General features: G+C 50.3%; 12 protein-coding genes. 2 read left to right on the forward strand and 10 right to left on the reverse strand.

Annotation, left to right across the window (positions count from 1 at the left end):
- Positions 1-6: 6 nt before the first annotated feature.
- From K7B07_RS09485 to K7B07_RS09500, 4 genes are all read right to left on the reverse strand, one after another.
- Entirely contained in the window at positions 7-228 is a 222-nt protein-coding gene (locus tag K7B07_RS09485) for a hypothetical protein (RefSeq protein ID WP_223709195.1), read from the reverse strand.
- 190 nt (positions 229-418) lie between these two features.
- Positions 419-1,228: a carboxylesterase family protein gene (locus K7B07_RS09490; RefSeq protein WP_223709197.1), complete on the reverse strand. Its 810-nt coding sequence runs from the start codon at positions 1,226-1,228 to the stop codon at positions 419-421.
- A gap of 45 nt (positions 1,229-1,273) precedes the next feature.
- Positions 1,274-2,809, reverse strand: coding sequence for a family 16 glycosylhydrolase (locus K7B07_RS09495; RefSeq protein WP_223709198.1), 1,536 nt, complete (start codon positions 2,807-2,809; stop codon positions 1,274-1,276).
- A gap of 28 nt (positions 2,810-2,837) precedes the next feature.
- Positions 2,838-4,112: a serine hydrolase domain-containing protein gene (locus K7B07_RS09500; RefSeq protein WP_223709199.1), complete on the reverse strand. Its 1,275-nt coding sequence runs from the start codon at positions 4,110-4,112 to the stop codon at positions 2,838-2,840.
- Positions 4,113-4,260: 148 nt separating this feature from the next.
- Here K7B07_RS09500 and K7B07_RS09505 point away from each other — a divergent pair, with 148 nt between their 5' ends.
- Together K7B07_RS09505 and K7B07_RS09510 are read left to right on the forward strand one after the other, a co-directional pair.
- A complete protein-coding gene (locus K7B07_RS09505; protein ID WP_223709200.1) occupies positions 4,261-4,848 on the forward strand; it encodes a TetR/AcrR family transcriptional regulator in 588 nt (195 codons plus the stop codon).
- A 52-nt stretch (positions 4,849-4,900) separates the two neighbouring features.
- Positions 4,901-5,263, forward strand: coding sequence for a VOC family protein (locus tag K7B07_RS09510; RefSeq protein ID WP_223709201.1), 363 nt, complete (start codon positions 4,901-4,903; stop codon positions 5,261-5,263).
- 11 nt (positions 5,264-5,274) lie between these two features.
- Here the strand turns inward: K7B07_RS09510 and K7B07_RS09515 are convergent, their stop codons facing one another.
- The 6 genes from K7B07_RS09515 to K7B07_RS09540 all read right to left on the reverse strand — a co-directional run bounded on the left by K7B07_RS09515 (position 5,275) and on the right by K7B07_RS09540 (position 15,201).
- Positions 5,275-6,684: a c-type cytochrome domain-containing protein gene (locus K7B07_RS09515; protein WP_223709202.1), complete on the reverse strand. Its 1,410-nt coding sequence runs from the start codon at positions 6,682-6,684 to the stop codon at positions 5,275-5,277.
- Between the two features lie 6 nt (positions 6,685-6,690).
- The gene (locus tag K7B07_RS09520; RefSeq protein WP_223709203.1) at positions 6,691-7,638 is read right to left on the reverse strand and encodes a sugar phosphate isomerase/epimerase family protein; all 948 of its coding nucleotides are present in this window, start codon (positions 7,636-7,638) and stop codon (positions 6,691-6,693) included.
- 11 nt (positions 7,639-7,649) lie between these two features.
- Complete coding sequence (locus K7B07_RS09525; protein WP_223709204.1) at positions 7,650-9,158, reverse strand: DUF1501 domain-containing protein; 1,509 nt, start codon at positions 9,156-9,158, stop codon at positions 7,650-7,652.
- Between the two features lie 22 nt (positions 9,159-9,180).
- A complete protein-coding gene (locus K7B07_RS09530) occupies positions 9,181-11,922 on the reverse strand; it encodes a DUF1553 domain-containing protein (protein WP_223709205.1) in 2,742 nt (913 codons plus the stop codon).
- 448 nt (positions 11,923-12,370) lie between these two features.
- Entirely contained in the window at positions 12,371-14,692 is a 2,322-nt protein-coding gene (bglX, locus tag K7B07_RS09535; protein ID WP_223709206.1) for a beta-glucosidase BglX, read from the reverse strand.
- On the reverse strand, positions 14,689-15,201 hold the full coding sequence (locus tag K7B07_RS09540; protein WP_223709207.1) for a GNAT family N-acetyltransferase: 513 nt from the start codon (positions 15,199-15,201) through the stop codon (positions 14,689-14,691). Before K7B07_RS09540 ends, bglX begins: the two co-directional genes overlap by 4 nt.
- Positions 15,202-15,203 lie beyond the last annotated feature (2 nt).

Genomic DNA, 15,203 nt, shown 5'->3' on the forward strand with positions numbered 1-15,203 from the left:
GACGCATTACATTCCGGGATATATGGGTCCGTAGCGCAGCTTTTTAGCGCGTTTGTAATTTCCTTTTTCAGGGTAGATAATATCATGTGCGGTTTCATAGCCTTCATTGGCAGTGTCCAGCAATCGTTTCATCGCATTTCTTCTGCGTACTTCACATACCGCACCTGTAACAGCTGACGCAGCGATTCCTAAAAGCACAAATCCTATTAAACGATACGTATTCTTCATCACTCAAATATTTATTCATTCATACCCGTAAGATATGAAATAAATGGTAAAAGTTGCGCTGTTTTTTATCATTCCAAAACAAATGATCGTTTGCTTCCAGTGCCATTTATTAAAATACAAAACTATTTATGAATAAGCCAACTACCACTTAATCAATTGCTAATTCATAATAAATTAACACCCGCGGATCTCAATTGTTGGAGGGTTTGATAAAATTATGATTTTGTTTTTTGGAGAATAACCAGTTTAGCAATCCAGGTTCTGCAAATGCGGCATCCCAGCTGTTATGCCCGGCTTCAGGATATACTGTAAAGCGTACCGGAATGCCGTTTGCCTTCATGGCTTCCACCATTTTCTGCGAATATTCCGGTAATACAACGTTATCCTTTCCTCCGTGGAAGACCCACCACGCCGTGTTCTTCAGGTTGGGCGCAATACCGGTATTGGCGCCGCCGCAAATAGGTATGGCCGCTGCAAAAGTGTGAGGCATGCGGTTAACAATTTCAAAGGTTCCCATACCGCCCATACTGAGCCCCATTACATATACCTGGTCTTCCTTTATTTTGTATTGACGGTTCAGATTGCCCAGCAGTTCCATCACCAGGCGCAGACTGGGTGATGGCGGTCCGTCCTTTACAAAATAAAAACTGCGCTTACCACCCGAGTCGGCAACGGTCTGTACATTGCTCCAGTAATAGCGCACAGCATTCTGGGGAAAGACAACGATCGCAGGAAATTTTTTCCGGTTGGCTTCTTTCAGAAACAACGCACCTCCGTGCAGCAACTGTGCTTCATTGTCGTCGCCGCTTTCACCACGGCCATGGAGGAACAAAACAAGGGGGTATTTTTTCTGAGGATCAAAATTTTCCGGTAGCAGCAACCGGTAAGGAAGGGTATCGCCACTCTGTATGAACTGATACTTTTTGAACAGCGAATAATCCTGTGCGTGAACCACTGTCAGCGTCAATACAGCGATGAGTACGGTTATTATTTTTTTCATATTGTTTTTTTATTACCGGTTGCGTCCGTATAACCTGCAGCAAGGCTATTTCTGGAATACGCGTACGTACTCTACTTCCATAATAGCAGTATCCAGGTTTTCATCCACGCCATATTTGCCCCCCCAGTTGCCTCCCATCGCAATATTCAGCAACAGGTGGAACGGCTGATCAAACGGCCATTCGGCCGCACCTTTTCCGGAATTCCTGAAAGAAAAAAAAGGCTGATCATCCACAAAGAAACTGATCCCGTTTTTTGTCCATTCGATGGCATATAAATGAAACCCGGCATCCGCAGTTCCCAGTAACAGCCCTTTTGTTTTTTGTGTGCCTTTTACATGATTAAATGTTTTGGTATGTACACTGCTGTAAACCGTATCCGGGTTATAGCCTACGTGCTCCATAATGTCAATTTCCCCGCTCGCGGGCCATCCGCCGTATTTCCCGTTTGTGGGCAGCATCCAGATGGCGGGCCAGGTCCCTTTGCCTGATGGCAGTTTGGCGCTTACTTCCACCCTTCCGTATTGCCAGTCCCCTTTGCCTTTTGTAACCAGCCGCGCGGAGGTATAGCTGTTTTGCTCCCGTTGCTCCTTACGCGCCGTAATAATGAGTTTGCCATTCTTTACAACCGCGTTGTTGCTGTCTGCACGGGTATAGTATTGCAATTCCCGGTTGCCCCATCCGTTACCGCCCACATCATAATTCCATTTGCTGTCATCCGGCAAACCAGTGCCATCAAACTCATCGCTCCATACAAGGCGCCAGCCTTTTGCAGGCGGTGTCTGTTGCAGACGTTCCGCCAGCAGTTCCGGTTCATTGGTAGTAATAAACTCAAACCCGTTGGCCAGGAGCCAGTCCATCTCCGTTACGGTATTCACGGTCCAGGCATTCAGGGCGATATGATTCTTTTTCGCCTGCGCGATCCAGTCCGGGTGTTTCTGAAAAACGGAATAATGATAATCCACACCATCCAGGCCGTCTGCCTTTATTTCCTCCGGGGATTTATCACCATTCAGGTACTGTACATGAGCCTGCGGATCCAGCGCTTTTACTTTTTTACACACATCGTAGTCAAAGCTGATATAGACCGCCATGGGAGCGGCTCCCAGCTGGTGTACCAGCCGCACCACGCGTTCCGCAACCAATTGCGCTCTTTCCTTGCTGATCTTTGAAGGTTTTATTTCAAATACCAGGCGGGTCGTCGTGTTCCCTTTTAACCCGGCCAGGGTATACTCCCGCAGGGTGGGCAGCCGCTCTCCGTTGGATAAAGGCGTTTTGATCAGTTCCGCATAGGTCGTTTCCTCTATCATCAGCTTGTTGTAATGCGGATCATGGTTGATCACCAGCGAATCATCCGAGGTCATCTGGATGTCGAATTCGCTTCCGGTACATTTCAACTGAATGGCATGTCTCAGCGAGGCAATGGAGTTTTCGGGGAGCTGGTTCTTTTTGAACGCACCCCGGTGCGCTACAATGGGATTTTTTGCAAATAGGATCCTGCTTTTTTTCTGTGCTGTTGCAGACAGGCCAAAACTGCTTAGCAATACCATCAGCATTGCAGCCGGAAGTAAAATTTGTTTCATGATTTTTAAAAAGGGGCTTATAAATATATTATTTCAGTGCCTGGTATACCAGGGCTTTAAACTTATCATTGATCTCTCCGTGCGAGAAAGGCCATTGCTGCACAAACAGCAATGCCACAATATTTTCCTTGGGATCTCCCCAGTAAGAAGTGCCGAAGAACCCGCCCCAGGCAAAGCTGCCCGCGGACTGTCCGAGTTTTGCAGCGCCTTTTTCCGTGGTGATCTCAAACCCTAATCCGAATTTATTATTACCCAGCATCAGGTCACCGATCTGGTTCCGGGTCATGAGGTCTACGGTATGCCGCGACAACAATTGTTTTCCGTTATAAACACCTTTATTCACCAGCATTTGCAGAAACGTGGCGTAATCCGCAGTGGTGGAAACCAGTCCGGCCCCGCCGGCAAAATAGCCGTTGTTATTGACCGGGTAGTCGATGGTGACGCCTCTGAAGGTAGTATCAGACCAGGGAATAACGGCCTTTGTAGTTCTGTCTTCCGTATAGACGCTTACCAGTCTTGACTGTTTTGCCTGCGGCAGCTGAAAATAGGTGTCCTGCATGCCCAGCGGTCCGAAGATGCGTTCATGGAAAAAAGCATCCAGGCTTTTTCCCGATACCACCTCCACCAGGCGACCCAGCACATCGGTATTGAGCCCATAGGTAAACCGTTCTCCCGGCTGATGCACCAGCGGCAACGTTCCCAGCCGGTCGATAGCGTCCGCCAGTTTTTGGGGCTTTATCACAAACCCGGCTTCCAGACCGGCTTTTGCATAAATGGCCTTCATGTTGGGGGAGCCGATCTGCGCATAATCCAGTCCGGATGTATGTGTCAGCAGGTCCCGGATGGTAATTTCCCGCTTTGCGGGAACAGTGGTATAAGAAGAATCCGCTGCATTGAATTGATCCAGTACTTTTGGACGGGCGAAGGAAGGAATGAATTTAGAAATGGGATCGTCCAGCAGGAATTTTCCCTCCTCAAAAAGCATCATTACGGCAACGCTGGTGATGGCCTTGGTTTGCGAAGCGATCCGGAAGATATCGTTTGATTTCAGCGGAGTGCCGCTCTGTGCGTTATTGAGCCCGAATGCCTTATTATATACGATCACGCCATTGTGCGCAATGAGGGCGGTTGCCCCTTTGATCCAGTTCTTTTGTACGTATTCCTGTATCACCCGGTCGATGCGCTGCAGGCGTTCGCCGGAAAAACCGTTGGCTGCTGCCGTCCCGGGAACCAATACTTTTGATTGTGCCGATGCAGTAAGTTGCAGGGCTATACCGATAAACAACAAGCGAATCCGTTTCATCCCTAAAATTTGGGTCCTAAGCTACAAAAAATTATAAGGAAAACCCCCTGCCCGGCAATAAAAGTACCCGTCCGGTAAAAACGGGCCTGCCAAAGCATCCGGCCGCATTTTATTTTTAATCGAATGACTATTCGATTATATTTGCAGTATGAAACCCAGGGACGACGCAAAAGAAGCACTGATCCGGCGAAAAGCCATTGCGCTGATCGTAAGGCTGGGTTTTGACGGGTTCAGCATGCAGAAGCTGGCAAAAGATACCGGCCTGTCCCCCTCCACACTCTATGTCTATTTTGAGAACCGGGAAGACCTGCTGCTCAAATTATATACCGGTGTACTGGAAAAATTTGAGCAGGATGCCCTGGCGGGTTTTTCGGAAACCATGCCCTTTGAGGAAGGATTGTGGCTGCAGTGGAAGAACCGGTTCAAAAACATTTGCAAAAATCCCACAGAATACCGGTTTTATGAGCAGTTCCGCAATTCGCCGCTCCTCCGGCACCAGGCGCCGGCGCCAACGGCTTTCAGGAACGCCATGAACCAGTTTGTAAAAAATGCCGTGCGCAGCGGAACGCTGAAGCAGCTTCCCCCCGAGATCTTCTGGTCGCTGGCATATGGCCCTTTTTATACGCTCGTTAAATTTCACCTGGATCAGAGCAGCATGGCTGGTACTCCCTTCTCACTCACCGAGCAAAAGCTCAAACAGGCGTTCCTGCCGGTATTACAGGCACTGAAACCCTGATTTTTTTTAACCATTAATCGAATGATCATTCGATTAAAAAACAGCAGTTATTATGACGATCAATCATCTCAACCTTGTTCTTTCCGATGTTCCGAAAGGGATCACTTTTTTTGAGACCTATTTCGGCTTTTCCTGTACACATGTAAAAGGTGTACACCAGCTTGCCATATTAAAAAATACAGCGGATTTCACGCTTGTGTTAATGGCACAGAAAGAGGCCATCAGCTATCCCAAAGCGTTCCACATCGGCTGGATACTTGACAGCACGGCAGCAGTGGACCGGTTGTACCAGCAGCTAACCGGTGACGGGCTTACCATCGCGCATCCGCCGCGGTATATAAGGGATAGCTATAGTTTTTATTTTTACTTTGATGCCCTGTTTATCGAAGTAAGCCATTACCTGGATGTTGCCTGAAGCAAAACAGGTTATTTTTTTTGCTGATCTGCGGTAACAAGGGTGGTATCGGTAACAAGGATGGGTACATTGTACCCGCCGGAGTCCAGCACCGTTTTGGGAAAGGCCTGCTTTAATTGTGCCCAGGCAGTTTTGTTCACATTGGTCTTATAAAGATAGAGCCCGCGGAGCCCCCCCAGTGTTTTTAATTGTAAAACACCTTTCTCCGTAACTTTTGTCCCCACCAGGTTCAGTACCTGCAGCTGTTTCAGCGGTTTCAGGTATTGCAGCCCGGCATCGGTTATTGCGGTATTGCTGAGATAAAGTCTTGTAAGCCCTTCCAGTTTTGCGATCTCTTTAAGACCGGCATCATCCATATTGCTGCCATCCAGCCGGAGCCAGACCAGCTGTTTTTTCAACGGTTCCAGCAGTTTAACCAGCTCCCGGGCCCGGCTGCCGGTAGTTACAAAATTTGCTGATAAATAATTTTTCTCATTTGAAACCGGCACTATTATCACACCCGCATCTTTCAGCTGCTGAACTGTCTCCTCACTGGCGGCGCTTACTTCCGCTTCGGGCACGTCCGTGCGCTTTGGTTCGCTGCTGCCGGTATTGCCCGATTGCAACGCTGTCAGTACCGGCTTTATTTTATCGGTTTGAGGCAGCTCTTTTACCTTCTTTGTAAAACTGTTGCCGGTGCTGACCCACCAGCTCAACACCGCCACTTCGTTCGGAGTGAGTTGCGGTTTTTCCTTTGGCGGCATATGATCATCATCATTCAACGGCAACAGTAACCGTTTGATCAACGCGCTCTCGTCCGGCTTGTCACTTACCAGGGCCTTTCCATCCTTACCTCCTTTCAGGATATAGGCTTCTTCATCCAGACGCAGCTTTCCTTTTTGTTTGCTGGTGCCATGACAGCTGTAACATTTCCGTTTCAGCAGCGGCTGCACCACATCAGTATACAATACGGCTTCCTGGATATTCGGGATGGGTTTTGCGGCTTCCTCCGCGGGATCACCGGTCATTCCGGCGGTGAGGTAATCCGAACCATGGGTCAGCGAGCCGCCCAGATGACCGGTAACGGTGATCAGCGCTATAACTGTTATGGAAGAAAGGTTCGCATATCTTGCATTCAGTGAAAGCCGGTTCAACAAATAATACAATAATGAAACCACCGCCGTGGCGATACCCAGCCACTGGTGCTGTGTTACCAGCGCTGCATCATAATCACCGCTCAGCGAAAGCAGGTACCCGGTAACACAGGAAGCAACAGCAGCCACGGCACCCCAGAAGAGCAATACCGGAACAGCAGGCTTTAGCAGGGGAAAACGCTTTGAGAACAACTGCAGCAGGCATGCTGCCAGCAATACGCCGATGGGCAGGTGAACCAATACCGGGTGAAATCGTCCTATCGCATCCACAAGGGCAAGAATCATCATACGCTGTTATTGATACCGGTTTCTGAGTGTTTTCATCATGTGTACATTAATGGCCCATTGATCCGCCACCGGTTGCCGGGTATACGGCAGTACCGGCATATAATTGGGCGGACCGAACTCGGTAAGTACCGTCATCACCGCTCCCTGTTTCCGTTTCCGTTCGGCCACCACATCCCACCAGTCGAAATGCTGTTTTACCACGGCTTCCCATTCCGGTGCCCGGGGATCATTTACCTGCGGGCCCTCGGGATGTCCGATGCGTGCGTGGATATGTGCGGTCCGCTCCAGTGCAAGGGCCACGGCTTCTTTCTGGTCGCCCAGCATGCTTTCATGCACATTGCACCAGTGTGAAATATCCAGTGTTAATTGCAGGGAAGGATTCTTTTCCAGGAACTGCCGTGCTATATGTGCCGCAAACAACATCCGTGAACGGTGGGTCTCATGACAAATGGTGATACCCGTCTGCGCGGAAAGCGCTGCAGTAACATCTATAAATGCCTTGTTCTCTTCATAGCTGAAATGATCCCTTCCGGAATGGCAATTGATGTATACAGGCGGCCTGAAACCGTTGGTAGCAGCCGCTTTTACCGCCCCTTTAAAAAAATCCAGGTGTTCCTTAAAATCTGCCTGGTATCCGCCACAAAGAAAGCCCACCTGCAGGTCGTGTTTCTTCAACGCATCAAACAGTTCTTTTTGTTGTGCAGCTTCCGCGGGCCACCATACTTCGATACCGTCGTACCCTTCTTTTTTTGCAGCGGCGCAAAAGGCATCTGTGGTTCCGTTAAATCCCCAGTTGGTAGCCATTACTACCAGCCGGAAGCCGGCACTGGCAGGCGTTTTGAAGGCTGCGGGTGTTGTCATTGATCCCATGGCTGGAAAAAACATCCCCGCCATAGCAGCAGCAGACGATGTTCTTAAAAAGCTTCTCCGGTTCTGATTCATATGCTTCTCCATCGTTCTTATCCTTATGCAATAATTTCCTGTATTACTTTACCGCCCACATCAGTAAGACGGAACGGCCGCCCCTGGTAGGGATAGGTAAACTGTTCGTGATCGAATCCCAGTTGGTTTAGGATGGTGGCCTGTATATCAAAAGCGTCTACCTTTCCGCTTACCGCGGTATATCCGATCTCATCTGTTTCACCATGCGTATAGCCCTTTTTTATACCGCCGCCGGCCATCCAGATGGTAAAGGCCTCCGTATGGTGATCTCTTCCTTTAAACGGGTTCTGTGCCCCGTTGCGGTTCTCCATCATCGGCGTACGCCCGAACTCGCCTGCCCATACCACAAGGGTCTCCTCCAGCAGGCCTCTTTGTTTCAGGTCCAGCAGTAATGCCGTTACCGGTTTATCCACACTTCTGTATTTATTAATAATACCGATGTTCAGGGCATTGCTTGCATTATCCCCGTGCGCATCCCAGCCCCAGTCGAACAGCTGTACAAAACGCACCCCCTTTTCCACCAGCTTTCGTGCCAGCAATACGTTGTTGGCAAAACAGGCTTTACCGGGTTTGGTACCATACATATCATGAATGTATTGCGGCTCGTCATTAATATTCATCACCTCCGGTGCCGTGATCTGCATCCGGTAAGCCATTTCATATTGTGAGATGCGGGAAAGGATCTCGGGGTCGTTGTAGTCCTGGTATTCCTGCATATTGGCCTTATTGACCGCATCTATGGACGCCTTGCGCAGGTCGCGGCTCATACCGTCCGGATCTTTTATAAACAATACCGGGTCGCCTTCACTCCGGCACTGCACTCCCTGGTAAACCGATGGCAGGAACCCGCTGCCCCATACGCTTTTCCCGGCATCGGGAAAACTGCCACCACTGGTAAGCACCACAAAACCCGGCAGGTTTTGATTTTCCGTGCCCAGGCCGTAGGTCACCCAACTGCCGATGCTGGGTCTTCCCAGCCGCGGACTTCCGGTGTGCACCAGCAGCTGTGCCGGGGCATGGTTGAACTGATCGGTGGTTACAGCCTTTAGGAAAGTGACATCATCCACCATTTGGGAGAAGTGCGGGAAGTGCTCGCTTACCCAGGCACCGGACTGACCATGCTTTGCGAATGTAGCCTGAGGTCCCAGCATTTTGGGCACGCCGGTAATGAACGCGAACTGTTTCCCTTCCAGGAAGGAAGGCGGGCAGTCCTGCCCATCCATTTTTGCCAGTTCGGGTTTATAATCAAACAGCTCGAACTGGGAAGGCGCCCCGGCCATGTGCAGGAAAATCACGCTCTTTGCTCTGCCAACAAACGGAGGAGCCTTTGGCAGTAACGGATGCGCAGGATCAAATACGATAGAATGCGCCCCCTTCTTTTTGCCGCCGCAACTGCCAAGCAGTGATCCCATTGCCAGCGCACCCAATCCCATGGCGCTCTCTTTCAGAAAGTGACGGCGGGTATGTGTCCACATCACCATTTGTTCTGCTTCCCGGACCAGCCGTTGATCAATAAGGTCTTTTTTTGTCATTGCAATTCTTTTTGTGCCCTGTTTAATTCTTCACTACCACTTCATCAAGATTCAGCATGGCATTGGCCACTACCACCAGTGCCGCTGTAGCGGGTGTTGCTTTTTCTTTCTGCCCGCCTACCATTTCCACTGCTTTTCCCGGCCCGGAACTGAATTCCTTCAGTGCCTGCCGGTACAGGTCCTCAAATACTTTCAGCTTATCTTCTTTAATGGGTTTGTAGAGCATGAGCTGATAGCCCTTTTTTATCTGACCGGCCACATCTCTGCCGCCCTCCTTCTCCATACGATAGGCAAAATGCCTGGCCATATCGATATAGGCCGAGTCGTTCAATGTGGTCAGCGCCTGAAGCGGCGTGTTGGTCTTGATCCGCCGCGCGGTGCACAGGACGCGCTGCACCCCATCGAATGAGATCATAGAAGGATAGGGAGCCGTCCGTTTCCAGTAGGTATACACGGCACGCCGGTACTGGTCTTCCCCGGTACTGTTGCGCCATTTGGCCGCATTATACGGCGAAAGCCAGATGCCTTCCGGCTGCCAGGGCATTACTCCCGGGCCGTACATTTTACCACTCATCAATCCGCTGATGCAGAGGTTCTGATCCCGCAGTTGCTCGGCGCTGAGCCGTACCCGCGGACCCCTGGCCAGGAATTTATTGGCCGGATCTTTTTCTTTCAGTTCATTCGTCAGTTTCGAATCCTGCCGGTAAGCGGCGCTCATCACCATTTCTTTTATCAGCTTTTTAATACTCCATTTATAATCGTTCATGAATTTCCAGGAAAGATGATCCAGCAGCTCCTTATGCGTCGGCAGCATGCCCTGGGTACCCATATCTTCCAGGGTTTCCACAATGCCGGTACCAAACAACTGTTCCCACAAGCGGTTCACCATGGTCCTTGATACCAGCGGGTTCCGTTTATCTGTAAGCCAGAGTGCAAGCCCCATGCGGTTCTTGGGCGCATTGGCCGGCATGGCGAACTGCAGCGACTTCGGAACCGAGGGCTCCACCTCCTTCCCCAGTGTAAGACGGTTGCCACGCTCAAACACATGGGTCTCGCGCCGCAGCCAGCCGGGGTTTTCCATCATAACGGGGGTTGTTGTAACGGGCGCGTTGATCAGGTCCCAGTAGGTTTTTTTCCGGGCGGTATATTCAGGACTGCCCTTTGCCGGCAGCTCGGGAATAAACCCGAACCATTCAAATACACCCAGGATATCCTCCGATGCAGCGGGCATGGAAGGATTTTCATAAACCACGTATACATCATGTGTACCGGCATGGGGCTGCATTTCAGCCGAAGCTTTCCGCCATCCGTCCTTTTGCTCGATCAGGACAGATGCCAGCATGGGTCCGTCGGGCGCATCAACCCTGAAGGTGAGTCTTCCGCCGGGCTTGTTGGAATAAAAGTTCCAGACCACCTGTTCCGCGTCGTCCAGTTTTACATTCTTCAGCCGCACATGGGAATGATTGCGCATACCCAATGCCACATTCTTGTTAATAATGATTGCGTTCTTTAAACTGTCCGTAGTAGTAGCATAGATCACCGGCTGCCAGGTTCTCAGGAACTGGTAAAGCTGCTGCGTCTGCGTTGCGGTGCCGTTTTCACGGATCCATTGCATCAGCTGTGTCAGCTGCAACTTCATAGAGTCGTTGTATTCCCTTATAAGCGGGTATTCCGCCGGGATGTCATTGTCACGTGTATTATTAAAATACGCCATGAACTTATAGTATTCATCATGCCGGAAAGGGTCGTAAGGATGGCTATGGCATTGCACACAGGCAAAGGTGGTACCCATTAGCGATTCCCAGGTGGTATTTACCCGGTCCATTACTGCTGCCACGCGGAATTCTTCATTATCCGTTCCTCCCTCATCGTTGGTCATGGTATTCCGGCTGAAGGCGGTAGCGATATACTGTGCATCTGTAGGATCAGGCAACAGATCTCCGGCAACCTGTTCGGTTAAAAAGACATTATAGGGTTTATCCTTGTTAAACGCATCGATCAGCCAGTCGCGGTACCGCCAGATGCTGCGCCCGCCATCCGATTCGTATCCTTTTGTATCGGCATACCGTGAAAGATCCAGCCACATGGAGGTCCATTTCTCGCCAAAATGTGAAGAAGCCAGCAATGAATCTACCAGCCGTTCATATCCTTTATCGTCGCTGTTCTTGAGGTATTGATCTGCGATTGCGGCGGATGGATACATACCGATCAGATCCAGGCTTACCCGCCGCAGCAGGGTTTGAGGATCGGCCGGCGCTGCGGGTTTCAGGTCCTGCTCATCCAGTTTCTCGTAGATGAAGCGGTCCACATCATTCCGGATCCAGGAATTATCTTTATCGGGTACCGGTGTTTCCTTTACCGGCAGGTAGGCCCAGTGGTCGCCCCATTTGGCGCCCTGTTTGATCCACCGGCGCAGGATGCCGATCTCCTCCTCACTCAACGGTTCATGTTTATAGGGCATCCGTTCTTCGGGATCCTTTACGGTAAGCCGGCGGATCATTTCACTGTTATCCGGATCTCCGGGTATGATAGCAGGTTCTCCCGATTCTGTTTTTGCAAGGGCTTCTTCCCGGAACAATACGCTGAAGCCGCCCTTGGCTTTCACACCGCCATGACAGGAAATGCATTTCTTATTCAGAATGGGTTTTACATCCGTGCTGAAATCCACTTTTTCGGAGCGGCTGTTAAAGCATGCAACAGCTCCTGTGATCACCAGAACGGCCAACACCAGCAGCATCTTCCTGTTGTAGTAAAAATGAACCATCGTATTTCGCAATCATTGATCAATCCGGTTGAGGGGAATCCCTTGCACATGGCCGTTTCCTCATTTCAAACTTACTAAAGTTTAACGTTTAAATAAAGAATTCCTTGTGATCCGGAAAAAAAGGGACCAGACTGAAACAATCTTACCTCAAACTGGTAATATTTTATCCATAATTGACGCCCGCTGGCACTCAGCCCGCAGATCAGTTGCTGTTTCCCGAAATCAGTTCCGGAGTTATTTGAATATCCCGGACCGCCGGCCTTTTGTGGTGCCTGCGGTCGTGCGACAAGTGGCCTGCCTCACACTTATGTATCAGCAATCACCCCCGGTTTGGTGAAAAGAAACGGCAATAAAAGCGGAGGCCATCGGCTCGAACCATCAGGCGATGGCTATGGGCACGACACAGACCATTTTGCTGTTGTACTGTGTCCCTATATGAGCACGGAATCTACTTCGTCCAGTTCACCTGTTCTTTTTTTACGTCCCTGGAATTACCGCCGATCATTATTTCAAATGCTCCGGGCTCCCAGTCGTACTTCAGCTGACTGTTGTAGAATTTCAGATCTTCCGGGGTGATCTCAAACGTTACTTTCGTGGATTCACCCGCTTTCAGCCCGATCTTTTGAAATCCTTTCAATTCTTTAACAGGACGGCTTACGGAGCCCACCAGGTCGCGGATGTAGAGCTGCACTACTTCGGCACCATCGTATTTTCCGCTGTTGGTCAGTGTAACGGACGCTTTTAATGTCTGGTTCCCTTTCAGGGATTTGCTGCTCAGCGAGAGGTTATCATAGGTAAAAGCCGAGTACCCGATACCATAGCCAAACGGATACAACGGATCATTGGAAACATCCAGGTAATTGGACCGGAACTTCTGGAACCACTTGCCTTCCGGCAGCGGGCGCCCGGTATTTAAATGCGCATAATACAGTGGGATCTGGCCTACGTTCTGCGGGAACGACATGGTCAGTTTTCCCGAAGGGTTCACATCCCCGAACAACACATCTGCGATCGCAGCGCCGGCCTCCGAGCCGCCAAACCATACGTTTAAAATGGCCGGGAGGTGTTGTTGTTCCCAGTTAAGCGTCAGCGGCCGGCCGGTGAACAATACCAGCACCACCGGCTTACCGGTTTTCAGCAATGCCTTTAAAAGGTCCTGCTGCCTTCCGGGAATATCCAGATCGGTGCGGCTGCTGCTTTCCCCGCTGAATTCTGCCGACTCACCCATTGCCGCCACGATCACATCGGCCTCATTTGCGATCTTCAGCGCTTCTTCCTTCATCACTTCCGGAGTGCGGGTATCCCGCTCCCGGTTGAGTGTTTTTCCAAACATAGTGGCCCTTTCCTCCAATGCCGCGTCCTCTGTAAGATTGCAGCCTTTGGCATACAGTACTGCTGCTTTGTCGCCTGCTGCTGCCTTTAAACCTGCCAGCACGGAAATGGAACGGTCCTGTACCGTGGCCACACTCCAGGTTCCCGCCATGTTGTTGGCGGCATCAGCCAGCGGCCCGATCAGTGCGATCTTACTCGTTTTTTTTAAGGGCAGTGTTTCTTTTTCATTTTTCAGAAGTACAAAGCTCTCCGCGGCGATCCGGCGTGCAATGCTGCGATGCTCCGGGGTGAAGATCTCGGTCTTCGCACGCTGGTCATTACAATATTTATACGGATCGGTGAAGAGTCCTAATTTATATTTTGCCACGAGTACATTGCGGCAGGCAGTATTGATCTCTGCCAGGGTGATCTTCTTTTCTTCCAGTGATTGTTTCAGTGTCTTTAAAAACCCTTCCCCCACCATATCCATATCCACGCCTGCTTTTAACGCCAGTGCCGAAACTGCCTGCAGGTCGCCCATACCATGATCGATCATTTCATTGATACCGGTATAATCGGTTACAACAAAACCATTAAAACCCCATTGTTTCCGCAGCACATCGGTCAGCAGCCACTTGTTCCCGGTAGCCGGGATGCCATCCACCACGTTAAAGGAGGCCATCACGCTTCCAACACCCGCATCCACCGCGGCTTTATACGGCGGAAAGTATTCATTGTACATGCGGATATGGCTCATATCTACTGTATTATAATCCCGGCCGGCTTCTGCGGCGCCATACAGGGCATAATGTTTCACACAGGCCATAATGTTGGTAGGCTGCGAATAGTCGCCCTGATACCCCTTTATCATTGCTTTTGCGATCTGTGAGCCCAGGTAGGGGTCTTCGCCGTTGCCTTCCGAAACCCTTCCCCAGCGCGGGTCGCGGGCGATATCCACCATCGGGCTGAAGGTCCAGGAAATGCCGTCGGCGCTGGCTTCAACAGCAGCGATCCGGGCCGACTGCTCGATGGACCGCATATTCCAGGTGCAGGAAAGACCCAGGGGGATCGGAAACGTGGTCTCATAGCCATGGATGACATCCATACCAAACAACATCGGGATCTTCATGCGGCTTTCCTCTACCGCCACTTTCTGGATCGCTTTTATTTTATCCACTCCCTTGATGTTGAATAAACCGCCCACACGGCCTTCTTTTACATTTTTACCGATATCCGAATTAGTGGCCGTACCGGTTGTAAATTCCCCGGCACTTGGCAGGTTCAGCTGACCGATCTTTTCCTCCAGCGTCATTTTGCTCATCAGATTGCTGATAAACGTATTCATGCCGCCGGATTTCGCGCCGCCGGTCTGTGCGTATGTGCCTGCAACTACAGCCGTTATAAGCAGGCAGAGCATTGCTGCTCTTTTATATCCGCTTATTGCATTTCTCTTTATCATGGTCTCAGATTTTTTTTCATTAAGATGTCTTCCTGCGGATCGGTTCCCAGCATAAACACATGGGTACCGAATGGCTCAAAGCCCAGCTTCCGGTAAAACCCCTGTGCCGCATCATTCCGTTCCCAGACACCCAGCCAGAGGTATTGCCTGTCGTATTCCCTGCCCACTCCCGCCGCTTTTTGCACCAGCGCTTTTCCCAGGCCTTTCCCTTTTTGCTCTTTTGAAACGTAGATCCTTTCGAGCTCGATACCTCCGGCAGTTCCCTGGTCCGCAGTTATATTCAGCTTTATATAACCCATGATCCGTTCCGTTTCCCAGGCGATATAGTACACCACTGTAGTACCGTTTAAATCCTTTTTGAAGCTCTCATCCGAAAAAACCAAATCGTGATAATACTGCATGTTCTCCGGCGTATTATAAGCCCTATAGGTATCGGCAAATGTGCGCCGGGCAAAAGCCTGCAGCTCCTTCAGATCATTTATCGTTGCTTTTCTGATAGCATATTCCATAA

Origin of the sequence: Niabella beijingensis (genome assembly GCF_020034665.1) — a bacterium.
Taxonomy (GTDB): domain Bacteria; phylum Bacteroidota; class Bacteroidia; order Chitinophagales; family Chitinophagaceae; genus Niabella; species Niabella beijingensis.

What these genes read in the sequence shown, in the direction of transcription:
- K7B07_RS09485 (WP_223709195.1), bottom strand. Translation starts at nt 228, where the DNA reads ATGAAGAATACGTATCGTTTAATAGGATTTGTGCTTTTAGGAATCGCT.
- K7B07_RS09490 (WP_223709197.1), bottom strand. Translation starts at nt 1,228, where the DNA reads ATGAAAAAAATAATAACCGTACTCATCGCTGTATTGACGCTGACAGTG.
- K7B07_RS09495 (WP_223709198.1), bottom strand. Translation starts at nt 2,809, where the DNA reads ATGAAACAAATTTTACTTCCGGCTGCAATGCTGATGGTATTGCTAAGC.
- K7B07_RS09500 (WP_223709199.1), bottom strand. Translation starts at nt 4,112, where the DNA reads ATGAAACGGATTCGCTTGTTGTTTATCGGTATAGCCCTGCAACTTACT.
- K7B07_RS09505 (WP_223709200.1), top strand. Translation starts at nt 4,261, where the DNA reads ATGAAACCCAGGGACGACGCAAAAGAAGCACTGATCCGGCGAAAAGCC.
- K7B07_RS09510 (WP_223709201.1), top strand. Translation starts at nt 4,901, where the DNA reads ATGACGATCAATCATCTCAACCTTGTTCTTTCCGATGTTCCGAAAGGG.
- K7B07_RS09515 (WP_223709202.1), bottom strand. Translation starts at nt 6,684, where the DNA reads ATGATGATTCTTGCCCTTGTGGATGCGATAGGACGATTTCACCCGGTA.
- K7B07_RS09520 (WP_223709203.1), bottom strand. Translation starts at nt 7,638, where the DNA reads ATGGAGAAGCATATGAATCAGAACCGGAGAAGCTTTTTAAGAACATCG.
- K7B07_RS09525 (WP_223709204.1), bottom strand. Translation starts at nt 9,158, where the DNA reads ATGACAAAAAAAGACCTTATTGATCAACGGCTGGTCCGGGAAGCAGAA.
- K7B07_RS09530 (WP_223709205.1), bottom strand. Translation starts at nt 11,922, where the DNA reads ATGGTTCATTTTTACTACAACAGGAAGATGCTGCTGGTGTTGGCCGTT.
- bglX (WP_223709206.1), bottom strand. Translation starts at nt 14,692, where the DNA reads ATGATAAAGAGAAATGCAATAAGCGGATATAAAAGAGCAGCAATGCTC.
- K7B07_RS09540 (WP_223709207.1), bottom strand. Translation starts at nt 15,201, where the DNA reads ATGGAATATGCTATCAGAAAAGCAACGATAAATGATCTGAAGGAGCTG.